The following is a 23,450-nucleotide window of genomic DNA, read 5'->3' on the forward strand; positions in this document are numbered from 1 at the left end:
CGTGCGCCCCGGCCTCCCCCGCGTCGGCCGGGCGGACCGGACGGGTCGGGCGGGCCGGGATCAGCCCCGGTCGGCCCGGTCAGCCCAGGGCGATCCAGGCGACCAGGGCGATCACCACGACGGCGGCGACGGCCACACCGGCGATCAGCGGCAGGCGCGACGGCGCCGCCGCCGACGCGGCCGGCTCGGGAGAATCGACGAATGCGCGGAACTGCGCGGTGTTGCCACTCGGGTCGGTGTAGTTCTCAGCCATGCGGCTGACCCTAGCGAAGCCCACCGGACCGGTCCGCCCCGCCGGGCCGCCACCTGCGGATCCGGTCGACGGGATCGGGCAAACCCGGCCACCCGGTGGAGGCGGGAGCCGACCGGGTGGCGGTGCCGACCGGCCCGGACGGCGGGCGCGGGCTGCCCGCTCGGCTGCCTACCGTGCAGGTGTGAGGGGGCAGCGGCTGGTCGCCGCGCTGATGACGGCGCTGCTGGCCGGTTGCGGCCCGGCCGTGGCCACCTCCGACCCGATCCCGGGGAGCGTCGGACCCGCGCCGGAGCGCCCGTACGCGGTCGGGATGCGGCAGTTCACGCTCGACCCGGACGGCAGGCGTCCGCTGCCGGTCACCGTCTGGTACCCGGCGCAACCGTCTCCCCCACCGCCGCACCCGGCCGGCCCCGGCTCGGCAGGTTCCGGCTCGACTGGTCCCGGCTCGGCCGGTTCCGGCTCGGCCGACCCACTTTCGGCCGACGCGCCTTCGGCCGGCCCTCCTTCGGCCGGGCCTCTTCCGGATCGTCCCGGCTCGGCCGGTGCCGATCACGCGCCGGCGCTGTCGAGCCCGCGCGGGCCCCGCGTCTCGGCTCTGCCGTCCGTCGTCGCCACTCCCTCCGGATCCGGCCGCGCCGCACCGGCGAGCCCCGGCCCGCGCGTCCGGCCGGGAGCCCCGTTCGCCGCCGGACGGTTCCCGGTGGTGCTCTACAGCCACGGGCTGCGCAGCCTGCCCGCCCTGCACGCGGCGCTGACCAGCCGCTGGGCCGCCGCCGGTTTCGTGGTGGTCGCGCCCACCTACCCGCGGACGAACCAGCGCGCCCGCCCGTTCACCCGCGAGGACGTCCGCAACCAGCCCGCCGACGCCTGGCGACTGATCCGCCACCTGGTCCGCCTCGGCGCCCGCCCCGGGGATCCGCTCGGCGCGCACCTGGCGGTGGACCGGTTCGCCGCCGCCGGGCACTCGGCCGGCGGTCACACCACGCTCGGCATGTTCGCCTCCGGGCAGCCGTACCCGCTGCGCGCCGGACTCGTGATCGCCGGTGGCCGGATGGTCGCCGGGCTGTCCCGGCCGCTCGCGCCGATGCTGTTCGTGCACGGGAGCGCCGACCGGATCGTGCCGGAGTCGATCGGCCGGGCCGCGTACGCCCGCTGTCTCGGCCCGGCCGCCTTCCTGAGCCTCACCGGTCAGGGCCACGGCGAGTACCTGACGCCGGGGCGGCCCGGTTTCCCCCAGGTGCTCGCCACCACCACCGACTTCCTGCGCTGGACGCTCTACGCCGACCGCGCCGCCCTGCGCCGCCTCCCCGCCGACGCCACCGCCCCCGACCAGACGACCTTCACCACCCGCTCCCTGCCCACCTGACCACCACCCGCCCTCTCCGTCGCCGACGATCATGAGGTTGGCGGCGACAAACCGGGCAGCCGATGCCGTCAACTTCATGATCGACACGCGCCTCGGGGCGGGTGGGTACGGTGCCGGGGTGGACGGGGCAGAGGGGCGGCAGCTGGGGGCGATCCGGGAAGTCGTCGGCGTGTGCGGCGGCTGCGGGATCGACGTGTGGCTGCGCGAGGGCTGGGCGATGGACTTCCACCTCGGCGAGGTGACCCGACCGCACGTCGACGTCGACTGGTACTGCTGGCGGCGCGACGCCGACACGCTGGCCGACCGGCTCGGCGCGCTCGGCTGGCGCCCCGATCCCCGGATGCCCGCCACGACGCAACTCGACCTGCTGCGCGACGACGTCGAGCTGAGCTTCGCGTACCTCGACCGGGACGCGGACGGCCGGGTCGTCGTCGGCGCCGGACCGTGGGCGGGCACGCCCCTGCCGGACGGCATGCTGGCCGGGCCGCCCGGCCGGATCGGCACGCTCGCGGCGCCGGTGATCAGCGTCGCGGCGCAGATCGAGTTCAAGGAGATGTTCCCGGTCTGGATGCCGGAGTGCCCCCGCCGGGCCAAGGACGCGGCCGACCTGGCTCGCCTCCGGGCGTCAGCGGGTGGTCACCCGGCGCGCTGACCGCACCTGATGGCAGGAATCGCGAGGCACAATCGAGTTCATGCGCCGTCGTCCCGTCGCCCTGCTCACCGCCGCCGTGCTCGGCGCCGCCCTCGCCGGCTGCTCGAAGCAGCCCAGTGCCCCCGCCGAGCGGCCCGCCCCCGACGCCCCACCGACGACCACCACACCCGCTCCGCGCGTACCCGCCGGCAAGGCCCCCACGGAGAGCTTCGCGGTCGGCGTACGCCAGGTGAAGCTGAACCGCGACGGCGACCGGCCGTTGCCGGTGACCCTCTGGTACCCGGCGGCGGGCGCGGCCGGTGGCGCGGTCGAGCGCTCCGCCCCGGCGGCGGACGGGCGGTTCCCGGTGGTGTTGTTCAGCCACGGGCTCAGTGCCCGGCCGGAGGACTACCAGGCGCTGCTGACCCGCTGGGTGGCGGCCGGGTTCGTGGTCGCCGCGCCGCGGTTCCCGCACACCTCCCGGGGCACCGACGGCAACCCGCTGGACGTGCTCAACCAGCCGGCCGACGTGTCGTACGTGCTGACGCAGGTGCTCGCCCTCGGCGAGAAGGCGGGCGATCCGCTGCGCGGCCGGCTGGACCCGGAGCGGGTGGCCGCGACCGGCCACAGCGCCGGCGGCGTGACCACGATCGGGCTGTTCACCGCGGGCCGGGACGAGCGGCTGGACGCGGGCATCGTCTTCGCCGGCACCGCGCTCGGTGTGGGTACCGCGTTCGCCGGCGCCGCCGCGCCGCAGCTGTTCGTGCACGGCGAGGCCGACGAGGTGGTGGCGTACGCGGCGGGCAAGGCCGTCTTCGACGCGGTGCCGTGGCCGAAGGCGATGCTCAGCCTGCCCAAGGGCGACCACGGCCGGGCGCTGCTGGGCGACGGCAAGGCGCTGGGCGTGGTCGCCGACACCACAGTCGAGTTCCTCCGCTGGACGCTCTACGGCGACCCGGCGGCGAAGAAGCGCCTCCCGGCCGACGCCGCCCGGGGCAACCTGGCCACCCTCGACGACCGCCTGTAAGGAAGGGCCCCTTCTTAACGTCTCCGGTAGAGAAGGGGCCCCTTCTTAACAAGCCGACCGCGCGGCCGGCGCGCGCCGTGCGCGTCAGGCGGTGTGGTCGACGACCACCTTGCCGAAGACCTCACCGGAGTGCAGCCGGGCGAACGCCTCGGAGATCTCGCTGAACGGCACCACCCGGTCGACCACCGGGCGCACCTCGTGCTCGGCGCAGAACGCGAGCAGCTCGGTCAGCTCGTCCGGCGTACCCATCGAGGTGCCGAGAATCTCCAGCTGCATGGCGAAGACCCGGCGCAGGTTGATCTTCGGCTCGTGCCCGGCGGTGGCGCCGGAGACCACGATCCGGGCCATCGGGGCGGCCGACTTCAGCGAGTGGTCGAACGTGGCAGCGCCGACCGTCTCGATCACCACGTCGACCCGCTCCGGCAGCCGCGCGCCCGGTTCGAGCGCGGTCGCGCCCAGTTCGGTGATCCGCTCCCGCTTGGCGGCGTCGCGGCTGGTCGCGTACACCCGCTTGCCGAGCGCGACGCCGAGTGCGACAGCCGCGGTGGCCACGCCACCGCCGGCGCCCTGGACCAGCACCGACTCGCCGTCGGCGACCCGGCCCTTGGTGGTCAGCATCCGCCAGGCGGTGAGCCAGGCCGTGGGCAGGCACGCCGCGTCGGTCGCCGACAGGCCGTCGGGCAGCGGCAGCAAATTCATCCGGGGTACGGCGACAAGCTCGGCGAACGTGCCCTGGTAGTGCTCGGAGAGGATGGAGACCCCGCGCGGGTCACCGGGGGTGGGCACGACCGGGTAGATGACCACCTCGTTGCCGTCCGGGTCGGTGCCGACCGCGTCACAGCCGAGGATCATCGGGAGCTGGCCGGCGGTCAGGCCCACGCCGCGCAGCGACCAGAGGTCGTGGTGGTTGAGCGAGCTGGCCCGTACCTGCACGGTGACCCAGTCGTCCTGCGGGTGGGTCGGCTCGGGACGGTCGCCGACGGCGAGCGCGGCGAGCGGGTTGTCGGCGTCGAAGGCCGAGGCATAGGCAGCACGCATGATCGGCACGGTAACAAGCTGAGCAGCAGTTAAGAAGGGGCCCTTCCTCTACCGGAGGCGTTAGGAAGGGCCCCTTCCTTGCATCTCAGCGGCGGGCGACACCGTCGCGGCGGGCGGCCTCCGCGACCGCCTCGGCCACCGCCGGCGCGACGCGCGGGTCCAGCGGCGACGGCACGATGGCGTCGGCCGTCAGCGACTCGGCCACCACCCCGGCGATGGCGTCGGCGGCGGCCACCTTCATCGAGTCGGTGATCCGGGTGGCCCCGGCGTCCAGCGCGCCCCGGAACACACCGGGGAACGCGAGCACGTTGTTGATCTGGTTCGGGTAGTCGCTGCGCCCGGTGGCGACCACCGCCACGTGCCGGGCGGCCACCTCGGGGTGCACCTCCGGGGTGGGGTTGGCGAGCGCGAACACGATGCCGCCGGGGGCCATGCCGGCCACCGCCGCCTCCGGGATCTGGCCGCCGGAGACGCCCACGAGCACGTCCGCGTCGCGCAGCGCCTCGGTGATGTCGCCCTGCCTGCCCTCGGCATTCGTCATCTCGGCCAGTTCGGCCTTGGTGCCGGTCAGCTCGCGGTGCCGGCCGATGATGCCGCGCGAGTCGCACACCACCACCCGGTCCGGGTCGACGCCGCCGGCGATCAGCATCTTGGTGACCGCCACCCCGGCCGCGCCCGCGCCGCTGACCGCCACCCGCAGGTCGCCGAGCTTGCGGTTGAGCAGCGTCGCGGCGTTGCGCAGCGCGGCGAGCACCACGATCGCGGTGCCGTGCTGGTCGTCGTGGAAGACCGGGATGTCCAGCGCCTCGTCGAGCCGGCGCTCCACCTCGAAGCAGCGCGGGGCGCTGATGTCCTCCAGGTTGATCCCGCCGAACGAGGGCGCGAGCGCCTTGACCGTCGCGACGATCTCGTCCACGTCCTGCGTGTCCAGGCAGACCGGTACCGCGTCCACGCCGGCGAACTGCTTGAACAGCACCGCCTTGCCCTCCATCACGGGCAGCGCGGCGCGCGGGCCGATGTTGCCCAGGCCGAGTACGGCGGAACCGTCGGTGACCACGGCGACGGTGTGCGACACCCAGGTGTAGGTGTCGGCGAGCGCGGGGTCGGCGGCGATCGCCTCACACACCCGGGCGACCCCCGGGGTGTACGCGAGGGAGAGGTCCTCACGGCTGGTCAGCGGCACGGTGGAGGCGACTGCCATCTTGCCGCCGACGTGCAGGCGGAAGACGGGATCGGCGGGGTCCGGGGTGGACGAAGACATGGTGACTCCAGGATCTGTCGAGCAGACGGACCGGCCGGCGTGGTCAGCGGTGGTCAGCGACCGGCGGCGCGGCGGTGCGGGGGTCACCCGGGCACTTTTCGAGCATAGTCACGCACCGGCGCCCAGTATGTGAGCGGGGTCATATCCGCTCCGGTCGTTACCTGCTCCTGACCCGTCCCGGGCGCGGCCACCAGCGGGCCACCACCCGGCCGCGGACGTCGGCCACCCCGTACGCCCGGGAGTCGTCGGTGACGAACTCGTTGTCGCCGCGCAACCACCATCCGCCGTCGCGCGGTTCCACCGCCCGCTTGACGACGAGCAGGTCGGGACGGCTGCGGAACACCGCGACGACCACGTCACCGGGGCGTACCGGCCGGCCTCCGGTGCGCACCAGGACCGCGTCGCCGTGACGCAGCGCCGGGGCCATGGAGGGGCCGGTCACCAGCACCGGCACCAGCGGGCCGCGCAGGGCCGGTAGTCCACCGGTGGGCGCCATGTCACCTCCCAGCCCCCGAGGGCGTCTCCAGGAGTAATGTCGTCTTGGATCATCGCAAACAACCCATGGAGGACCCTGATGCGCCTTCCCCGCATCCTCACGCCCCGGGTGACGGCCAGCGCTCACTGCGACCTGCCCTGCGGCGTCTACGACCCGGCCCAGGCCCGGATCGAGGCCGAGTCGGTCAAAATGATCTGCGAGAAGTACCAGGCCAACACCGACCCGGAGTTCCGCACCCGCGCCATCCTGATCAAGGAGCAGCGGGCCGAGCTGGTCAAGCACCACCTGTGGGTGCTCTGGACCGACTACTTCAAGGCGCCGCACTTCGAGAAGTACCCGCACCTGCACCAGCTGTTCAACGAGGCCACCAAGCTGGCCGGCGCAGCCGGCGCCAAGGGTGGCACCGACCCGGCCAAGGCCGACGAGCTGCTGGCGAAGATCGACGAGATCTCGAAGATCTTCTGGGAGACCAAGCAGGCGTGACGTCGCCCGACGGCACTCCGACGATCCGGCCGGTACGTCCCGAGGACGTACCGGCCGTCGTCGCCATGGTGCACGAACTCGCCGAGTACGAGCGCGCGCCCGAGCAGTGCCATCTCACCGCGGCACAGCTCGAGGCGGCCCTGTTCGGCCCGTCCCCGGCGCTGTTCGGCCACGTCGCCGTCGACGCGTCGGACCAGCCGGTCGGCTTCGCGCTCTGGTTCCTCAACTTCTCCACCTGGGCCGGTGTGCACGGCATCTACCTGGAGGACCTCTACGTCCGCCCGGACGCCCGGGGCACCGGCGCGGGCCGGATGCTGCTGGCCACCCTCGCCGCGATCTGCGTCGAGCGGGGCTACCAGCGGCTGGAGTGGTGGATGATCAACTGGAACCCGGCGGCCCGCTTCTACGCCGCGATCGGCGCCACGCCGATGGACGAGTGGACCCCGTACCGGCTGGCTGGGCCGGCGTTGCGCGAGCTCGCCACGCACGCGACGGCCGCGCCCACGCGGTCGGCCCCCTGACCGGGTAGAGTCCCGCACCGGGGGGAGGAGCCGTGACTCAACTGACCGGGCACCCGGCGACCGACGACGACGTCGTCCATCTCACCGTGCCCGCCGACGGTGGCTACCTCGGCGTGCTCCGCACCGCCACGGCCGGGCTCGCGGCCCGGCTCCAGTTCGCCCTCGACGAGATCGAGGATCTGCGTATCGCCGTCGACGAGGCGTGCGCCATGCTGCTCGCCATCGCCACCCGCGACGCCGAGCTGGAGTGCCGGTTCGCGGTCACCGAGGACGCGCTCACCGTCGAGGTGACGGTGCCGACGGTCCGGGGCGCCACGCTGCCGTCCGAGTCGTCGTTCGCCTGGAAGGTGCTGACCGCGCTGACCAGCGGGGCGAACGCCCAGGCGTCCGGCGGCCGGGCCACCATCTCGCTGCTCACCCGCCGCGCCGGCGGCTTCTGACCAACAAGCGGCCGGCGTCGTCCTCTCAGCCGGCCGGCTCACCGAAGCCCAGCGCGCGGTTCGTCGGACCGCTCACCAGCAGCCCGACCATGCCGATCCCGAGCGCGATCAGCGGTACGCCGAGCCAGCCCATGCCGCCCTCGATCATGAACCAGCCGACCGGCAGCAGCATGAGCTGGAGCACGATGGCCGGCGCGCGGGCCCCGGCGCGGCGGCGGGACAGCGCGCCGCCGAGCGCCCAGAGCGCCACCGCGCCGCCGACCGCGAAGACGGTCACCAGCAGCGCCGAGGTCAGGTCCGTCGTGTCGGCGGTGAGGTCGGACCAGATGAGCCACACCGCGATCAGCCCCAGCGCCACCGCCTGGACACGTAGCAGGAGCACCGCCGCGCGCAGCGTGCCGGGGAGCGGGTCGGAGTCGATCGTCACGGGCGCCACGATACCGGTGGGTAGTCGCGGTACAGTGCCGCCCATGCGGGCCGTCCTGGTGGTCAATCCGAAGGCCACCACCACCAGCGAGCGCAGCCGGGACGTGCTGGTCCGGGCGTTGCGCAGTGAAGTCGACCTGTCGGTGCGGTACACCCGCCGACGGGGCCACGCCATGGATCTGGCCCGGGAGGCCGCCCAGGAGGGCGTCGACCTGGTCGTCACGCTCGGCGGCGACGGCACCGTCAACGAGGTGGTGAACGGCCTGATGGCGGCGGAGCCGCCGACGTTCCGCACCGGACAGACCTCGGCCGAGCGGCTGCCCGCGCTGGCCACCGTGCCGGGCGGTTCGACGAACGTCTTCGCCCGCGCGCTCGGGCTGCCCCGGGAGTGGCCGGACGGCACCAGCATGATCCTGGAGGGGCTGCGGCTGGGCCGGTCCCGCACGATCGGGCTGGGCCGGGCCGACGACCGCTACTTCACGTTCTGCGCCGGCTTCGGGCTGGACGCGGCTGTCATCCGCCGGGTGGAACAGGCCCGCAAGAAGGGGCGCGTCTCCACTCCGGCGCTCTACTTCCGCTCCACCGCGAGTCAGTACTTCGTCGGCTCGGACCGCCGCCACCCGTCGATCACGCTGGAGCGCCCGGGTGAGGCGCCCGACACGGATCTGGCCACCGCGATCATCCAGAACACCGCGCCGTGGACGTACCTGGGCGACCGGGAGATCAACCCGAACCCGGAGGCGTCGTTCGACCTGGGGCTCGACGTGCTCGCGCTGCGGCGGTTGCGGGTGGCCAGCACGGCCCGTACGGCGGCGCAGTTCTTCTCGAAACGACCGGATCCGCACGGCAAGCAGGTGCTGCGGCTGCACGACGTGGCCGAGTTCACGCTGGTCTCGGAGCGTCCGTTGCCGTTCCAACTGGACGGGGACTACCTCGGCGAGCGGGAGAAAGTCCGATTCACATCCGTACCGGCCGCACTGAGAGTAATCTGCTAGGTCTCGGGTATCCCAGTCGGTTGACGCGGACCCCCCCGCCGCGCGGGCGCGGTGGCCGCCACGCCGAGGAAGGGTGCCGGAAATGTCAGCAACCTCACGCAGACCGTACTACATTGATTAACGACTGTGGCACGCCGGGTAACCAGGGCTCTGGCAAACCCGGACAAATGGGTGGTGAGCCCGCTCACTGTTCGGAGTTTTTCCGAGCGTCACCCTTGACATCGCTGTAGTTCGTGAAAGTATTCACAAGCGAACTCGTGTTGCCGGGACATTGCCTGGATATGCTCGTTCGGTTGAGCTGTTCCAGCAGGTCCCCGGCCCCGCAGCCTGCTCACGCAGCGCCGAATTGATGGATGCTGACCGTCACCATTCGGCAATGCGGACGCAAATAGAAAAAGCAACGAAGCGTTATCTGGCCACCCACTAAGAATGAGGAGTGTTGCCGCCATGGACTGGCGCCACGATTCGGTCTGCCGCGACGAGGACCCGGAGCTGTTCTTCCCGATCGGGACGTCCGGTCCGGCCCTCCTGCAGGTGGAGCAGGCGAAGGCCGTCTGCCGGCGCTGCCCCGTGACCGACCAGTGCCTGCAGTGGGCGCTGGAGTCCGGTCAGGACGCCGGCGTCTGGGGTGGGATGAGCGAAGAGGAGCGCCGCGCGGTGAAGCGCCGCGGCGGTCTCCGGGTGCTGCGCGCTCACTCCGCCTGACCCGTACACGCTGACCGCCCCGGCCGGGATTCCGGCCGGGGCGTTCTGCTGTCCCGGACCGGGTCAGCCCGCCACCGCCTCCACCCGCCGCCGGACCAGGTCCGCCAGCTCCGGCAGGTCGGTCAGCGGATCGGCCACCGCCACCGCGCCGGCCGACCGGGCCGACGCGCGTACCCCGTCGTGGAACCGGCCCGGGGCCAGGAAGTAGGCCGCCACCGCCACCCGGCGGGCGCCCGCCGCGCGCAGTCGCGCCACCGCGCCGCCGACCTCCGGAGGCGCCGCCGAGGCGTACGAGACGCGGCAGGGCAGGCCCAGCCCGGCACCGAACGCCGCCGCGACCCGGCCCACCGAGGCCCGCGCCGCCGGATCCCGGGTGCCCGCCGCCGCCAGCACCACCGCGTCCAGCCCGCCCGGCCCGTCGCCGGTCGCCTCCGCCAGGCGTCGGCGCAGCCCGCCCAGCAGCCCGCCGTCCACCCCGTCGCCGGTCGGCCCCAGCACGTCGGTCACCCGTACCTCGATGTCCGCGCCGGCCGCCGCGACCGCCGCCGGGATGTCCACCTTCCGGTGGTACGCGGCGGTCAGCAGCAGCGGCACCAGGACCGCCCGGGAGTGGCCGTCGGCGGCCAGCCCGCGCAGCACCTCGGCCGGCCCGGGATCGGTGTGGTCGAGCCAGCTCGGCAGCACCGGACGGCCGGGACAGGTGTCCGCCACGGCCCGGGCCAGCGCCCGCGTCGCCTCGGCCGCGCGCGGATCACGGCTGCCGTGGGCCACCAGCACCACCGGTGGCCCGGCGCTCAGGTGTGCAGGCCGCACTCGGTCTTCTCGAACATCGCCCAGCGCCCGGAACGCGGGTCCTCCCCCGCCCGGGTACGCCGGGTGCACGGCCAGCAGCCGATCGAGCCGTAGCCGCGGGCGAACAGCTCGTTGACCGGGATGTCGTACCGGGCCACGTAGGCGTCCACCTCCCGCTGCGTCCACGCCGCGATCGGGTTCACCTTGACCTTGCCGCGCCGCGCGTCGAAGCCCACCACCGGCGTGTTCGCCCGGGTCGGCGACTCGTCCCGGCGCAGCCCGGCGGCCCAGGCGTCGTACCCGGACAGCGCCCGCTCCAGCGGCTCCACCTTGCGCAGCTGGCAGCAGTCGTCCGGGGACCTGTTGAACAGACGCGGACCGTACTGGCCGTCCTGCTGCCCCACAGTCATCCGGGGCCGGATCGAGCGCACCCGCACCGGCATCCGGCGGGCCACCTCGTCGCGGACCTTCAACGTCTCCGGGAAGTGCAGCCCGGTGTCCAGGAACACCACGTCGACGCCGGGCGCGACCCGGGAGACCAGGTGCGCCAGCACGCCGTCGGCCATCGAGCTGGTCACGCAGAACCGCTCGCCGAACGTCTCCACCGCCCACCGCGCGATCTCCAGCGCGGGCGCGTCCGCCAACTCCCGGCCGGCCTCCTCGGCCAGCGCGCGCAGCTCGTCCGGGTCGCGGCGGGCCGGCGCGGCCGGACCGATCAGCCCGAGGCCGGCGGCCGAGACGAGGCCGGTCACCGGGTCACCGCCCGGCTCAGCAGACCGGTGAACTTCACCGCGAAGACCCGCGCGCAGGCGTGGCACTCCCAGGCGCCGTGCCCGGCCTCGTGCGGCCGCAGGTCCTCCTCACCGCAGTACGGGCAGTAGAGAGGCGCGGATCGGGCATCGCTCATCGGAGCTCCTCCTCGTCGACTCTGATCACCCAGTTGGCGAACGTCTCGCCCTCGGTCCGGCCGGCCAGGTAGCGGCGGGCCAGTCGTTCCACGTACGCCGGAAGCTCCTCCGCGGTGGTCTTCAGACCGCGCAGCTTGCGGCCGAAACCGGCGGTCTGCCCCTGCGCCATGCCGAGGCCGCCGCCGAGGTGCACCTGGAAGCCCTCGACCTGCCGGCCGTCCGGGCCGACCACGAGCTGGCCCTTGAGCCCGATGTCGGCGACCTGGGTGCGGGCGCAGGCGTTCGGGCAGCCGTTGAGGTGGATGGAGATGTCCGCGTCGAAGTCGCGCAGCTGCTCCTCCAGGCGCGCGACCAGTTCCTCGCCGCGCCGCTTGGTCTCGACGATCGCCAGCTTGCAGAACTCGATACCGGTGCAGGCCATCGTGCCGCGCCGCCAGGCCGACGGCCGGGCCTCCAGGCCGATCCCGCGCAGCGCCGCGACCAGCTCCTCGGTCCGCTGCGGCGCCACGTCCAGCACCAGCAGCTTCTGGTACGGGGTGAGCCGCACCCGGCCGCTGCCGTGCGCCTCGACCACGTCGGCGAGCTGCGCCAGCTGGGTGCCGGAGACGCGGCCCACCACCGGGGCCGCGCCGACGTAGTTCGCGCCGTCACGCTGGGCGTGCACACCGATGTGGTCGACCGGCTTCGCCGGCAGCTCCGCGGCCGGACCGTCCAGCAGCGTGCGGCCCAGATACTCCTTCTCCAGCACCTCGCGGAACCGCTCCACGCCCCAGTCGGCGACCAGGAACTTCAGCCGGGCCCGGTTGCGCAGCCGGCGGTAGCCGTAGTCGCGGAAGATGCCGACCACACCGGCCCAGACGTCCGGCACCTCGTTGAGCGGCACCCAGACGCCGAGCCGCTTGGCCAGCATCGGGTTGGTGGACAGCCCGCCACCCACCCAGACGTCGAAGCCGGGACCGTGCTCCGGGTGCTCCACGCCGAGGAACGAGATGTCGTTCGCCTCGTACGGGGTGTCGACCAGCCAGGAGATCGAGGTCTTGAACTTGCGGGGCAGGTTGGAGAACGCCTTGTCGCCGACGTACCGGCGGACGATCTCGTCGATCGCCGGGGTCGGGTCGAGCACCTCGTCCCGGGCCACTCCGGCGACCGGGCTGCCCAGCACGATCCGGGGGCAGTCGCCGCACGCCTCGGTGGTCTGCAGGCCCACCGCCTCCAGCCGGCGCCAGATCTCCGGCATGTCCTCGACCCGGATCCAGTGGTACTGGATGTTCTGCCGGTCGGTGATGTCGGCGGTGTCCCGGGCGAACTCGCGGGAGATGTCCGCGATCACGCGGAGCTGGGCCAGGTTGAGCTGGCCGCCGTCCACCCGGACGCGGAGCATGAAGAACTCGTCCTCCAGCTCGTGCGGCTCCAGCACGGCGGTACGCCCGCCGTCGATGCCGGCCTTGCGCTGGGTGTAGAGGCCCCACCAGCGGAACCGGCCGCGCAGGTCCTGCGGGTCGATCGAGGCGAAACCGCGGTGGGCGTAGATGTTCTCGATCCGGTCCCGCACGTTCAGCGGGTCGTCGTCCTTCTTGATCCGCTCGTTGGGGTTGAGCGGCTCACGGTGTCCGAGCGCCCACTGCCCCTCGCCGCGTGGCCGGCGGGGCGCACGGGCGGCAGGCGCCGGGGTGTCGGGACGGGTCGGGGTGCTGCTGACCGCCATCGCGGCGTCCTCCATGGTCTGCTGCGGTGCCTGGGAGCGCGGGCGCGGCGGCCGACCCTGGAGAGGGCCGTGGACGGCGATGTCGATGACGGCCGGCGCGAGTACGCGCCCGAGACGGAAAGGTCGGGCGTCGTCAGTGGGCCGGACAGATCGCGCTGCGCACGCGGCCGTAATCGACGTGGCGGCGAGCCACGAAGCGGCGGACGACAGCGGCGGTCATGTGCCTCATGCTGCCACATCACGCCCTGCCCGACCACAGCTCCGCACTGTGATCCCACATCACGGGCCCACCCCGCCCGCACCCACCCCGCTGATCATGAAGTTGGCGGGGACAAAGGGGACGGTGGATGCCGTCAACCTCATGATCGACGGGGCCGGGTGGGTGGGTTTCGGTGGAGCGGGCGGGTGGAGGGGAGCGGGCGTGTGACGCTGCGGGGGTGAGGAGGTTCGCGTCCGCGTCTGCCCGCGGCCGGTCGGGTCCGGTGGTGTGGGTGGTTCCCGGACTGCTCACGCTCGTGGTGACGCTGGCGGGCATCGGGCACGCCCAGCCGTGGCGGGACGAGCTGGCCACCTGGAGCGCCGCCACTCGGCCGGTACCGGACCTGATCCGGATGACCCGCACGATCGACGCCGCCACCGGGCCGTACTACCTGCTCGCGCACGGCTGGACGGCGCTGGCCGGTACGTCGCCGACGGCGTTGCGGCTGCCGTCGGCGCTGGCCATGGCGGTGGCCGCCGCGCTCACCGCCCGCCTCGGCGCGGTGCTCGTCGGCCGTCGCGCCGGGCTGCTGGCCGGAGTGCTCTTCGCGGTCCTGCCGGTCACCTCGCGGTACGGCCAGGAGGCCCGCCCGTACGCCCTCGCGACGCTGCTCGCCGTGCTGGCCACGCTGCTGCTGGTCGAGGCGCTGCGCCGGCCGGGGCGGTGGCGCTGGGCGGGGTACGCCGCAGCGGTCGCCGCGCTCGGCCTGCTCCACCTGCTCGCGCTCACGCTGCTCGCCGCGCACGCCGTGGTGGTGCTGCTGACCGCCGCACGTGGCCCCGCGGCGGTCGTAGATCCGCCCGGCCAGTTCCGAGCCGAGATGCCCGACGCGAGCCGGCCACGTCGCAGACACCCACGACGTTCCACCCAGCCACGAGATCGAGCGCCGGTGGAACGCCACGGGTGTCACGGCGCCCCGCAGACACCCACGGCGTTCCACCCGGCCACCAGATCGAGCGCCGGTGGGACGTCACCGGTGTCACCGCATCCCGGGGGGAGCAGGGAGCACGGCACGGACGCGCCGGAAGCGGAACCGCAGGACGTGACCGGCGAGGCTCGGGAGGCGTCGGCGCCCGGCCGACGGGTGCTGGCCGGGTGGCTGCTGGCGCTGGTGCCGGTCGTCGTGCTCGTCACCCCGCTGGCGCTCGTCGCCCGGGGACAACGCGGACGGCAACTCGACTGGGTGGACCCGGCGCGCCTGCCGGACCTGGCGGCGCTACCGGGTGCGCTGGCGCAGAGCGGCGTCGTCGGCGGGTTCGTGCTCGCGCTCGCGGCGCTCGGCACCGCCCGGCTGGGCAGACGGGCGCTGCTGCCCGCCGCCGCCGTGCTGCTGCCGGTGCTGCTGGTCTTCGCCGCCGGAGCCGTGGTGCCGCTCTGGGTGACCCGCTACCTGGTCTTCACGGTGCCGTTCGCCTGCGTACTGGCCGGCGCCGCGCTAGCGGGGACAACGCGGACCGGTCCGGCACCACAGAAGACAGGGCAACCGCTCGCGGCCGGACTCGCGGTGGTGGTCCTGGCCGGGCTGCTCGGGCTGCCCGATCAGGCGGCCCTGCGCCGTACCCACGAGTGGCCGCGCAGCGCACCCGTCGACTACGCGGGCGCCGCCCGGATCATCCGCGCCGAGCAGCGGCCGGGCGACGCGATCGTCTACTCACCCCGGGACGGGTGGCTGTTCCCGGATCTCGGCATGGCGTACCACCTGGGGCCGAGGCTGCCGCGCGACGTGCTCGTGGTCCGCGACCAGCGTCAGGACGCGAGCCTCTGGGCCGTCGAGTGCGACGATCCGGCGCGGTGCCTGGCCGGGGTGGACCGGGTCTGGCTGGTGGTCACCGGCCGTCGCGCGAACCCGACGGCGGCGGTGCCGGGCGCGAAGGGCGACGCGCTGCGCGCGGGCTACACGGTGCGGCAGGTCTGGCCCCGGCCGGGGATCACGGTGGCCCTGCTCGTCCGGTGAGGCGGTCGGTGGTGCCGCGGGCCAGCGGTACGACGATGGTCGCCTCGGTGCCGCCGTCGGCGCCGTTGCGCAGGTCGATGGTGCCGCGCAGCTCGCCGGTGACCAGCGCCCGGACGATCTGCAGGCCCAGGTTGCCGCCGCGTTCGGCGTCGAACTGCTCGGGCAGTCCCCGGCCGTTGTCGGTCACTGTGACGTGCAGTTGCTTGCGGGCCCGGTGCGCGGTGACCACCACCTCGGGCCGGGCCGCGTCGACCACCGCCTCGAGCCGGGCCGCGGTGACCGCCGCCTCCACAGCAGGAGGCGCGGCGGTCTCCTCGTCGGCCGGCGGGAAGCCGTGTTCCACGGCGTTGAGCAGCAGCTCGTTGAGCACCATCACCAGCGAGGTGGCGATCTCGGCGGGCAGGACGCCGAAGGTGCCACGGCGGCGCATGCCCACGCTCACCTCGGTGACGGCGACCTCGGTGGCGGCGCTGGCGACCCGGTCCACGATGCCGTCGAACTCGACCACCTCGTCACTGGACATGGAGAGCGTCTCGTGGACGAGCGCGATCGAGGCGACCCGGCGTACCGATTCCTCGAGCGCCACCCGTGCCTCGGGCATGGCGACCCGCCGGGCCTGGAGGCGCAGCAGCGCGGCGACGGTCTGGAGGTTGTTCTTCACCCGGTGGTGGATCTCCCGGATGGTGGCGTCCTTGGTGATCAGGGCGCGGTCGCGGCGGCGTACCTCGGTGATGTCGCGGACCAGCACCAGCGCGCCGATCGGCACTCCGGCGGGCATCAGCGGCAGCGCCCGGGTGAGCATGGTGGCACCGCGCGCGTCGATCTCCCGGCGGGGTGGCGCCTCGCCGCGCAGCGCGGCGAGCACGGCGTTGCCCGCGTCGGTGCCTTCCAGGGGGTCGCCGGCGAGCCGGCGGTGCAGCTTGGCCAGGTCCTCGCCGACCAGGTGGGAGGCGTAGCCGAGGCGGCGGTACGCGGACTGCGCGTTCGGGCTGGCGTAGGTGACCTTGCCGTTGGCGTCGAGCCGCACCAGACCGTCGCCGACCCGGGGCGCCGAGGTGGTTTCGCCGGGGTGCCGGGGCGGCGGGAACGTCCCGTCGGCGATCATCTGGGCGAGGTCGTCGGCGGTGGTCAGGTAGTTCAGTTCGAGCTGGCTCGGGGTGCGCGCGGTGGACAGGTTGGTGTCCCGGCCCACCACGGCGATCACCTCGCCGGCTTCACCGTCGCCGGTGCGCAGCCGGACCGGGATCGCCTCGTGGCGGGCCGGGACGTCGCCGTACCAGACCGGGTCGCCCTCGCGCCAGATCCGCCCCTGCCGGTGGGCCACCTCCAGGTGGGCCACCTCGGCCCCGCCGACGATGCGCCCGACCTGGTCGTCCAGGTAGGCGGTCGGCGCGGTGGTGGGACGGACCTGGGCCACGCAGAGGTACGTGCCGTCGCCGTCCACCGGCACCCAGAGCAGCAGGTCGGCGAAGGACAGGTCGGACAGCAGCTGCCAGTCGCCGGCGATCCGGTGCAGGTGGTCGATGTCGGCCGGGCGGAGCGCGGTGTGCTCCTCGGCGAGGTCACGGAGGGTGGACACGCCCCACAGCGTGCCACGCCGGGCCTCACATCGTCGCCGTGACCTTCTTCAAGCCGCGCGGCGCGTCCGGGTCCTCGCCGCGTGCGAGCGCCAGGGACAGCGCGAGCCGCTGCAGCGGCAGGATGTCGAGCAGCGGCGCGTACCGCTCGTCCACCTCGGGCACCGCCATCCGGGTCTCGCCGACCTCGGCGGAGCCGACCACCACCACGTCGGCGCGGCGCTCGCCGAGCCGGGGCAGCACCTCGCGCATGGACGTACCGCCGGGGCCGGAGCCGACCACGGCGAGCACCGGGACGTCCGGGTCGGTCATGGCGAGCGGGCCGTGCAGCAGGTCGGCGCCGGAGAAGGCGAGCGCCGGGAGGTACGAGGTCTCCATCAGCTTCAGCGCCGCCTCCCGGGCGGTCGGGTACGCGTAGCCCCGGCCGGTGGTGACGAGCTGGGCGGCGAACCGGTAGCGCGGGGCGAGCCGGGCCGGGGTGTCGTCGGCGAGCGCCCGCGCGGCCAGCTCGGGCAGGCGGCTCAGGGCGGCGCGCTCGTCGGCGGGCAGCACGCCGTCACCGGCGCGTACCCCCTCGACGAGCATGAGCAGCGCGAGCAGCTCGGCGGTGTAGGTCTTGGTGGCGGCGACCGCGCGTTCGTGGCCGGCGGCGATGTCGACGCTCAGCTCGGCGGTCTCCACCAGCGGCGAACCGGGGTTGTTGGTGACGGCGAGGGTGAGCGCCCCGGAGGCGCGGGCGACCCGCAGCACCTCGGCCAGGTCGGGCGAGCCGCCGCTCTGGCTGACGCCGACGACGAGCGCGTCGGAGAGGTCGGGCCGGGCGCCGAAGACGGTGATCGCGCTCGGTGAGGCCAGCCCGGCGGGCAGGCCGAGGCGGATCTCGGTCAGGTAGGCCGCGTAGAGCGCGGCGTGGTCGGAGGTGCCCCGGGCGGTGAAGACCACGTGCCGGGGGCGGCGTTGCGCGACGACGGCCGCCACCTCGGCGATGGCCGCCGCGTGCTCGGTGGAGAGCAGACGCTCGTAACCGGCCGGCTGCTCGTCGATGTCGGCGGCCATTCCGGCCCCTGGACGCGTCACTCCAGACCTCCTTCTGCGCGTTTCCCGCGCGTTCGGTGCTCAGTCTTGCACGTTTCAGCAGGACCGATCAACGCAACGAGCAGGAGTGCGCAGTGGATCACTAATTGACGGAAGATCCCCTAGGCTTGCCCGGCTGACCGACCGACCCGATCCGGCGAGAGGACGACGTGCCCGACGACGACGCCGCGCTCTCCGCGGAGGAGGAACTCGCGCTGGCCCGGCTGGCACTGGGCGAGGGCGACCTGCGGCACGCCGCCGACCACGTGGCCGCCGCCCTGGTCCGCTCCCCCACGCTGCCCGAGGCGCACGAGACGCTCGCCCGGCTGAACGCGGCCAGCGGCGGCGACCTGGACCTCTTCCCGCTCGGCCAGCAGGCGTTCGTCGGCGCCGTGGTGGCCCGCGCGCACCTGCTCGCCGCCGCCGGGCGCCCCGCCGAGGGACTCGACCTGCTCGCCGCCGCCACCGGCTACGCGCCGGCCGCACCCTGGGCCGCGGTGCCCTGGGTGACCGCCGCCGAGCTGCCGGAACGCCTCGACCCGGAGCGCACCGCCCGGATCCTCATGCAGGTCTGCGCGGCGGCGCCGGACCCCGCGCCGCGCCGGCTGCGCGAGCCGCTCGCGCCGTACCTCACGCTGGCCCGCAACGCGATCACCGTCCACCCGGCCCATCCGCTGCTGCTGGGCGCGGCGTCCGCGCTGGCCCGGCGCCTCGGCGAGGTCACCCTCGCCGTCACCTGGGCCACCCGGGGGGTACGCGCACAGCCCACCAAACTCGGCGAGGTGTGGCTCGGGTACGCGTACCGCAGCGCCGGCCGGACCGCCGAGGCGCTCGCCGCACTGGAACGCGCTGTCGCGCTCGATCCCGACGACCTCGCTGTCTACGCGGACATCGCCGGCACGCTGGCCGACAACGGCCGCCTCGACGCGGCACTGGGCTGGATCGACCGGGCGCTGGCGAAGGACCCCACCTTCGACTGCGCGGTGCACACCGCGCACCGGCTGCGCTACCTGCGCGACGGGAACGTGGACCACCTGGTGGCCCTCGCCGACTTCGTCCGTGACCACCCGGACGACACGCACGAGCACGGTGACCTCGCCGAGTGCTGCCGGGGCCGCCCCTGGCTCGGGCAGGTGACCCCGGCCGGCGACGACGCCCCGGCCCTCGACGGTCCCGTCCCCTCGGCGGCAGCGGTACGACGGCTCCAGCAGCTCGCGCACCCAGCCTGGGCGCACCCTCCGGCCGCGTACGACGCCGCCGTCGGGCTGGCCACACTGGACCTCGCCGACCTGCTGGCCCTGCTGGCACACCCGCCGGAGGCGCCGGAGACCGCGCTGGGCCGGGTGCTCGGCGGGCAGGACCCGGCACTGTGGACGCGCTGCGCGCAGGTCTGGGCCTGCCTCGGCCTGCTGCACCATCGCACCGACGAGCCGTGGGCCGGGTCGGCGCGGCGGCGGGTGCTGCGGGAACTGGCCACCGGTGATCTCGGCCCGGCCGCCGAGGCAGCACTGTTCGCCCTGGTCACCGCTGCCTGGGTGGATCCGGACACGCGCACCGACGTGGCCGCGCTGGTGGCCGGCCGGGTCACCGAGGTGGCGACCGGACCCGGCCGACGTGCGCCGGTGGCGGTGTCGCTGGCGTACCTGGCGCGGGCCACGCCGGCCCTCGAACCGGCGGCACGCGCCACCGCCGACCGGCTGATCGCCGACGCCGAGGGCGGTCCGCTGCGGCGACTCTGGCGACGCCTCACCGCCCTGTTCCGCCGGGGCTGACCGCGGACGCGACGCGGCCCCGCGTACCCCCGGGCCGGGGGCGGCGGGGCCGCGACTCTGCGTCAGGCGACGGGGGCCTTGCCGAGCGCGGCCTCGGCCTGGTCCTCCGGGGTGGTGCCGGCCGGCGGTACGTCGTTCGTCGCGCGCAGCGGCACCTCCTTGATGAACCAGGCGAGCACCGGTACGGCCACGGTGAAGACGACGGCCCAGAAGAAGACGTGCGAGATGGCGTCGGAGAGGCCGCCGAGCACCGCCTCGCGCATCGGGCCGGTGAGTTTCTTGAGGGCCTCCAGGTCCATCGCGCCGCCTTCGCCGCCGGAGCCCGCGAACGCGGAACCGGCGGCCGAGTCGGCCAGGCGGTTGGCGAAGATCGCGCCGAAGAGGGAGACGCCGAACGAACCGCCGATGGACCGGAAGAAGGTGGCCGCGCCGCTGGCCGCGCCGAGGTCCTTCTGTTCCACGCTGTTCTGCGCGATGAGCATCGAGGTCTGCATGAGGAAGCCCATGCCGACGCCGAGCACGATCATGTAGAGCGAGGACTGCGTCTTGCTGGTGTCGACGTCCAGCAGGCTGAGCAGGCCCATCCCGGCGGCCATCACCACGCCGCCGACGATCGGGAAGGCCCGGTAGCGGCCGGTCTTGGTGATGGTCCGGCCGACCACGAGCGACACCACGAGCATGCCGAACATCAGCGGGAGCAGCAGCAGGCCGCTGTTCGTGGCCGACGCTCCCTGCACGGTCTGCTGGTAGAGCGGCAGGAAGTTCATCGCGCCGAACATGGCGAAGCCGAGCAGGAACCCGATCACCGAGATCAGGGCGAAGTTGCGGTTGGCGAACAGGCTCAGCGGCAGGATCGGCTCCGGCGCGCGCCGCTCGACCAGCGCGAACGCGCCGAGCGCGAGCACTGCCAGCACGGCGAGGCCGAGGATCTGCGGCGAGACCCAGTCGTACTCGTTGCCGCCCCACGTGGTCACCAGCACGATCGCGGTGATGCCGACGGACAGCAGCGCCGCGCCGAGCCAGTCGATCTTGTGCTCGGTGCGGTACTTCGGCAGGTGCATGGTGGTGGCGAGGACCAGCAGCGCCAGTCCGCCCAGCGGCAGGTTGACGTAGAACGCCCAGCGCCAGGAGAGGTTGTCGGTGATGAAGCCGCCGACGAGCGGGCCGGCCACCATGGCGATGGCCATGATGCCGGCGATCATGCCCTGGTAGCGGCCCCGCTCGCGCGGCGGGACCAGGTCACCGATGATCGCCATGACGCCGACCATCAGGCCACCGGCGCCGAGGCCCTGGACGGCACGGAACGCGATCAGCTCGGTCATGCCGGTGTCGGCGCCGCCGAAGACGCCGGAGCCGGACATGCCGCAGAGCGCGGAGCCGGCCAGGAACACCACGACAGCGGTGAGGAAGACCGTCTTGCGGCCGTAGAGATCGCCGAGCTTTCCCCAGATCGGCGTGGAGACGGTGGTGCCCAGCACGTACGCGGTGACCACCCAGGTGAAGTGATCGGCGCCGCCGAACTCGAAGACGATGCGCGGCAGCGCGGTGCTGACGATCATGTTGTCGAGCATCGCGAGCATCATCGCGATCATGAGCCCGAACAGGACGACCCGGACGTTTGGTTTCGTGGTCAGCTGGGCTGGTTGACTCATCGGTAGGCTCCCCCGCAGATCGGATGATCGACTTACTTGCCGCCCGGCTAGTTAACTTACTAGCCGGACGGTAAGCTGGCGACGGGCGCACGTCAAGCGGATTGAAAGGATGTCGGCCGGTGAGGGAGACCACAGGTGGCACGCGGCAGCGCATTCAGGCCGTGGCCTTGGAACTCTTCACCGAGCAGGGCTACGAGAAGACGTCACTGCGGGAGATCGCCGAGCGGCTGGGCGTGACCAAGGCGGCGCTCTACTACCACTTCAAGAGCAAGGACGAGATCGTCACCAGCCTGGTCGACGACCGGCTGCGCCGGATGGACGAGCTGATCGCCTGGGCCGCCGACCAGCCCCCCACGCTGGCGACCCGGCGCGCCCTCGTCGGCCGGTACGCCGACAGCATGTTCGCCGGGGACCTGCCCCAGGTGATGCGCTTCTTCGAGCAGAACCAGACGGTGCTCAAGAGCCTGGTCGCCGGCCAGCAGATGCGGGAGCGGATGATGCGGCTGGCCCACGAGCTGTGCCGGGGCGACGACTCACCCGCCGCCCAGCTCCGCGCCGCGCTCACGCTGTTCGCCGTGCACAGCAGCTGGTTCGCGGTACGCGCGCCGGGCATCACCGACGACGAGCGCAAGCGGATCGCGCTCCAGGTGGCGGACGAACTGCTCGCCAAGATCGGCGAGGCCGGCCAGGGCTGAGCCGGTTCAGCCCGCCGCGCTCAGGTCCAGCCGCAGGCCGCGCAGGTCGATCCCGGGCGCCGGGCTCCAGTCCTTCTCCGGGTACCTGACGAAACCGAGCCGCTCGTAGATGTGGTGCGCGCTCACCGCCATCCCGGCGCGTACGCAGATCACCACCGCCGTACAGCCCAGCTCGGCCGCGCGCGCCACGCACGCGACGGCGAGCGCCGCCCCCGCGCCCCGGCCCTGGGCGGCCGGATCCACCGCGAGCATCCGGAACTCGGCCTCACCCGGGCCGGCGAGTTCGGCGTACGGGGTGCCGGCCAGCACGAACGTCACCGCGCCGAGCACCTGACCGGTGGCGTCGTCGACGGCCACCAGCACCTCGCCGGTCTCGGCGCGGCCGGCCACGTCGGCGAGCACCGGCGCGTACCCGGCCTCGTCCTTGAGCTGGCCGTCCGCCTCGTACGCGGCGACGGTCAGCCGGGCCACGGCGGGGAAGTCCGCCGGCTCGGCGCGGCGGACCCGCGGGCCGGTCAACCGATCTCCGCGATCAGGTCGCCGTCCTGCACCACGTCGCCCTCGTTGACGGCGAGCGTCCGCACCACGCCGTCGGACTCGGCGACCACCGGGATCTCCATCTTCATCGACTCCAGGATCACCAGGGTGTCGCCCTCGGACACCGTGTCGCCGGCCGACACGACGACCTTCCAGACGTTCGCCACCATCTCGGCACGGATCTCCTCGGCCATGTTCCGGCCCTCCCTCTGTCCGACAGCTCCCCGACAATCCTGCGAACGGTATCCAATCATGACGCCGGTCACGCCGGGCCGCGCACCACCGGGCGCCCGATGCGCCCCGCCGCGCCCGGGCGGGCGGCGACGGCACTAGCATCGTGCGGGTCGGCCACCGGCGAGCCCGGAGGGCCGCACCGCGACCTCCGCCGCGCCCAGCCGCGGACGGAACCGTGACCAGCACAAGGAGGCAGAGCATGGCGAAGAAGGCCCGGAAGAAGAAGGCCCGGAAGAAGAGCAGCGCCAACCACGGCAAGCGCCCCAACTCCTGATCATCGGGATCAGCGCGGCGCACTGCGCCTGACACGCGGAACGGCCCGGGTCCGAATGATCGGACCCGGGCCGTTCCGTCGCTTGTTCAGTCGGCCAGTTCGCGGGACTCGGTGGTCTCGAAGACGACCAGCTCGGTCAGCCGAAGGCGCAGCCGTTCACGCAGCTTCTCCGGCGCCGCCTCGTTGCCGCAGCACCGCGCCACCAGCGCCTTGACCTCCTGCTCGATGCCGTACTCGCGCAGGCACGGCCCGCACTCGTCCAGGTGGTGCCGGATCAGCACCCGGCGCTCCTCGGCGCACTCCAGGTCGAGGTAGAGGTAGACCTCGGCGAGGACCTCGTGGCAGTCCGTCTCGTGCGGTTGTCCACAGCTCACG

Annotated in this window: 27 protein-coding genes; 12 read left to right on the forward strand and 15 right to left on the reverse strand. The window is 73.6% G+C overall.

Going from position 1 to position 23,450, the window contains the following annotated elements:
- Positions 1–79 precede the first annotated feature (79 nt).
- On the reverse strand, positions 80–253 hold the full coding sequence (locus ACQP26_RS25515) for a hypothetical protein (RefSeq protein WP_269704224.1): 174 nt from the start codon (positions 251–253) through the stop codon (positions 80–82).
- Between the two features lie 181 nt (positions 254–434).
- On the opposite strand from ACQP26_RS25515, the gene ACQP26_RS25520 reads away from it, so the two are divergent.
- The 3 genes from ACQP26_RS25520 to ACQP26_RS25530 all read left to right on the forward strand — a co-directional run bounded on the left by ACQP26_RS25520 (position 435) and on the right by ACQP26_RS25530 (position 3,277).
- The gene (locus tag ACQP26_RS25520) at positions 435–1,619 is read left to right on the forward strand and encodes a poly(ethylene terephthalate) hydrolase family protein (RefSeq protein WP_433494204.1); all 1,185 of its coding nucleotides are present in this window, start codon (positions 435–437) and stop codon (positions 1,617–1,619) included.
- 118 nt (positions 1,620–1,737) lie between these two features.
- A complete protein-coding gene (locus ACQP26_RS25525; protein ID WP_433494205.1) occupies positions 1,738–2,271 on the forward strand; it encodes a nucleotidyltransferase domain-containing protein in 534 nt (177 codons plus the stop codon).
- A gap of 40 nt (positions 2,272–2,311) precedes the next feature.
- Entirely contained in the window at positions 2,312–3,277 is a 966-nt protein-coding gene (locus ACQP26_RS25530; RefSeq protein WP_433494206.1) for an alpha/beta hydrolase family protein, read from the forward strand.
- Positions 3,278–3,361: 84 nt separating this feature from the next.
- Here ACQP26_RS25530 and ACQP26_RS25535 read toward each other — a convergent pair whose 3' ends face one another.
- The 3 genes from ACQP26_RS25535 to ACQP26_RS25545 all read right to left on the reverse strand — a co-directional run bounded on the left by ACQP26_RS25535 (position 3,362) and on the right by ACQP26_RS25545 (position 6,072).
- Positions 3,362–4,324 carry a zinc-binding dehydrogenase gene (locus tag ACQP26_RS25535; RefSeq protein ID WP_269704220.1) on the reverse strand — a complete coding sequence of 321 codons (963 nt, stop codon included), beginning with the start codon at positions 4,322–4,324 and terminating at the stop codon, positions 3,362–3,364.
- Between the two features lie 76 nt (positions 4,325–4,400).
- Entirely contained in the window at positions 4,401–5,576 is a 1,176-nt protein-coding gene (locus ACQP26_RS25540; RefSeq protein WP_269704219.1) for an NAD(P)-dependent malic enzyme, read from the reverse strand.
- A 157-nt stretch (positions 5,577–5,733) separates the two neighbouring features.
- On the reverse strand, positions 5,734–6,072 hold the full coding sequence (locus ACQP26_RS25545) for a S24/S26 family peptidase (protein WP_269704217.1): 339 nt from the start codon (positions 6,070–6,072) through the stop codon (positions 5,734–5,736).
- A 78-nt stretch (positions 6,073–6,150) separates the two neighbouring features.
- Here ACQP26_RS25545 and sodN point away from each other — a divergent pair, with 78 nt between their 5' ends.
- Genes sodN through ACQP26_RS25560 form a run of 3 tightly spaced genes read left to right on the forward strand, consistent with a single transcriptional unit; the run spans position 6,151 to position 7,516 of the window.
- On the forward strand, positions 6,151–6,555 hold the full coding sequence (sodN, locus tag ACQP26_RS25550; RefSeq protein ID WP_013288353.1) for a superoxide dismutase, Ni: 405 nt from the start codon (positions 6,151–6,153) through the stop codon (positions 6,553–6,555).
- Complete coding sequence (locus ACQP26_RS25555) at positions 6,552–7,076, forward strand: GNAT family N-acetyltransferase (protein WP_269704216.1); 525 nt, start codon at positions 6,552–6,554, stop codon at positions 7,074–7,076. The genes sodN and ACQP26_RS25555 overlap by 4 nt, the downstream gene beginning before the upstream one ends.
- 32 nt (positions 7,077–7,108) lie before the next feature.
- Complete coding sequence (locus ACQP26_RS25560; RefSeq protein ID WP_281579832.1) at positions 7,109–7,516, forward strand: ATP-binding protein; 408 nt, start codon at positions 7,109–7,111, stop codon at positions 7,514–7,516.
- A gap of 25 nt (positions 7,517–7,541) precedes the next feature.
- Here ACQP26_RS25560 and ACQP26_RS25565 read toward each other — a convergent pair whose 3' ends face one another.
- Positions 7,542–7,943 (reverse strand): hypothetical protein, encoded by a 402-nt coding sequence (locus tag ACQP26_RS25565; protein ID WP_269704214.1) that lies wholly within the window; start codon positions 7,941–7,943, stop codon positions 7,542–7,544.
- A gap of 43 nt (positions 7,944–7,986) precedes the next feature.
- Here ACQP26_RS25565 and ACQP26_RS25570 point away from each other — a divergent pair, with 43 nt between their 5' ends.
- Positions 7,987–8,937, forward strand: coding sequence for a diacylglycerol/lipid kinase family protein (locus ACQP26_RS25570; protein WP_269704213.1), 951 nt, complete (start codon positions 7,987–7,989; stop codon positions 8,935–8,937).
- Positions 8,938–9,384: 447 nt separating this feature from the next.
- Entirely contained in the window at positions 9,385–9,642 is a 258-nt protein-coding gene (locus ACQP26_RS25575) for a WhiB family transcriptional regulator (RefSeq protein WP_013288358.1), read from the forward strand.
- Between the two features lie 63 nt (positions 9,643–9,705).
- Here ACQP26_RS25575 and ACQP26_RS25580 read toward each other — a convergent pair whose 3' ends face one another.
- The 4 genes from ACQP26_RS25580 to ACQP26_RS25595 are packed head-to-tail and all read right to left on the reverse strand — an operon-like array spanning position 9,706 to position 13,047.
- Positions 9,706–10,455, reverse strand: a complete 750-nt coding sequence (locus tag ACQP26_RS25580) for a sirohydrochlorin chelatase (protein ID WP_433494207.1) — start codon at positions 10,453–10,455, stop codon at positions 9,706–9,708.
- Positions 10,437–11,186, reverse strand: coding sequence for a phosphoadenylyl-sulfate reductase (locus tag ACQP26_RS25585; protein WP_269704211.1), 750 nt, complete (start codon positions 11,184–11,186; stop codon positions 10,437–10,439). The genes ACQP26_RS25580 and ACQP26_RS25585 overlap by 19 nt, the downstream gene beginning before the upstream one ends.
- Complete coding sequence (locus ACQP26_RS25590; RefSeq protein ID WP_013288361.1) at positions 11,183–11,341, reverse strand: hypothetical protein; 159 nt, start codon at positions 11,339–11,341, stop codon at positions 11,183–11,185. Before ACQP26_RS25590 ends, ACQP26_RS25585 begins: the two co-directional genes overlap by 4 nt.
- A complete protein-coding gene (locus ACQP26_RS25595) occupies positions 11,338–13,047 on the reverse strand; it encodes a nitrite/sulfite reductase (protein ID WP_433494208.1) in 1,710 nt (569 codons plus the stop codon). Before ACQP26_RS25595 ends, ACQP26_RS25590 begins: the two co-directional genes overlap by 4 nt.
- Positions 13,048–13,532: 485 nt before the next feature.
- Here ACQP26_RS25595 and ACQP26_RS25600 point away from each other — a divergent pair, with 485 nt between their 5' ends.
- Positions 13,533–15,260, forward strand: coding sequence for a glycosyltransferase family 39 protein (locus ACQP26_RS25600; RefSeq protein ID WP_433494209.1), 1,728 nt, complete (start codon positions 13,533–13,535; stop codon positions 15,258–15,260).
- On the opposite strand, the gene ACQP26_RS25605 is transcribed toward ACQP26_RS25600, so the two are convergent.
- Both ACQP26_RS25605 and ACQP26_RS25610 read right to left on the reverse strand, forming a co-directional pair.
- Positions 15,235–16,839 (reverse strand): PAS domain-containing sensor histidine kinase, encoded by a 1,605-nt coding sequence (locus tag ACQP26_RS25605; RefSeq protein ID WP_269704208.1) that lies wholly within the window; start codon positions 16,837–16,839, stop codon positions 15,235–15,237. The genes ACQP26_RS25600 and ACQP26_RS25605 overlap by 26 nt on opposite strands.
- A gap of 25 nt (positions 16,840–16,864) precedes the next feature.
- Positions 16,865–17,893 carry an SIS domain-containing protein gene (locus ACQP26_RS25610; protein WP_433496199.1) on the reverse strand — a complete coding sequence of 343 codons (1,029 nt, stop codon included), beginning with the start codon at positions 17,891–17,893 and terminating at the stop codon, positions 16,865–16,867.
- A 188-nt stretch (positions 17,894–18,081) separates the two neighbouring features.
- Here ACQP26_RS25610 and ACQP26_RS25615 point away from each other — a divergent pair, with 188 nt between their 5' ends.
- Positions 18,082–19,683, forward strand: a complete 1,602-nt coding sequence (locus tag ACQP26_RS25615) for a tetratricopeptide repeat protein (protein WP_433494210.1) — start codon at positions 18,082–18,084, stop codon at positions 19,681–19,683.
- Positions 19,684–19,745: 62 nt separating this feature from the next.
- Here the strand turns inward: ACQP26_RS25615 and ACQP26_RS25620 are convergent, their stop codons facing one another.
- Positions 19,746–21,335, reverse strand: coding sequence for an MDR family MFS transporter (locus ACQP26_RS25620; RefSeq protein ID WP_269704205.1), 1,590 nt, complete (start codon positions 21,333–21,335; stop codon positions 19,746–19,748).
- Between the two features lie 119 nt (positions 21,336–21,454).
- Here ACQP26_RS25620 and ACQP26_RS25625 point away from each other — a divergent pair, with 119 nt between their 5' ends.
- Complete coding sequence (locus ACQP26_RS25625; RefSeq protein WP_269704204.1) at positions 21,455–22,030, forward strand: TetR/AcrR family transcriptional regulator; 576 nt, start codon at positions 21,455–21,457, stop codon at positions 22,028–22,030.
- Positions 22,031–22,036: 6 nt separating this feature from the next.
- Here the strand turns inward: ACQP26_RS25625 and ACQP26_RS25630 are convergent, their stop codons facing one another.
- Both ACQP26_RS25630 and ACQP26_RS25635 read right to left on the reverse strand, forming a co-directional pair.
- Positions 22,037–22,549, reverse strand: a complete 513-nt coding sequence (locus tag ACQP26_RS25630; RefSeq protein ID WP_269704203.1) for a GNAT family N-acetyltransferase — start codon at positions 22,547–22,549, stop codon at positions 22,037–22,039.
- A complete protein-coding gene (locus tag ACQP26_RS25635) occupies positions 22,546–22,761 on the reverse strand; it encodes a biotin/lipoyl-binding carrier protein (protein ID WP_269704202.1) in 216 nt (71 codons plus the stop codon). Before ACQP26_RS25635 ends, ACQP26_RS25630 begins: the two co-directional genes overlap by 4 nt.
- A 239-nt stretch (positions 22,762–23,000) precedes the next feature.
- Between ACQP26_RS25635 and ACQP26_RS25640 the strand changes: the two genes are divergently transcribed.
- Positions 23,001–23,075 (forward strand): 50S ribosomal protein bL37, encoded by a 75-nt coding sequence (locus ACQP26_RS25640; protein WP_369752275.1) that lies wholly within the window; start codon positions 23,001–23,003, stop codon positions 23,073–23,075.
- A gap of 86 nt (positions 23,076–23,161) precedes the next feature.
- Here ACQP26_RS25640 and rsrA read toward each other — a convergent pair whose 3' ends face one another.
- On the reverse strand, positions 23,162–23,449 hold the full coding sequence (gene rsrA, locus ACQP26_RS25645; protein ID WP_135241896.1) for a mycothiol system anti-sigma-R factor: 288 nt from the start codon (positions 23,447–23,449) through the stop codon (positions 23,162–23,164).
- Position 23,450: the final 1 nt, after the last annotated feature.

This window comes from Micromonospora sp. CA-248089 (genome assembly GCF_050948515.1).
Classification (GTDB): domain Bacteria; phylum Actinomycetota; class Actinomycetes; order Mycobacteriales; family Micromonosporaceae; genus Micromonospora.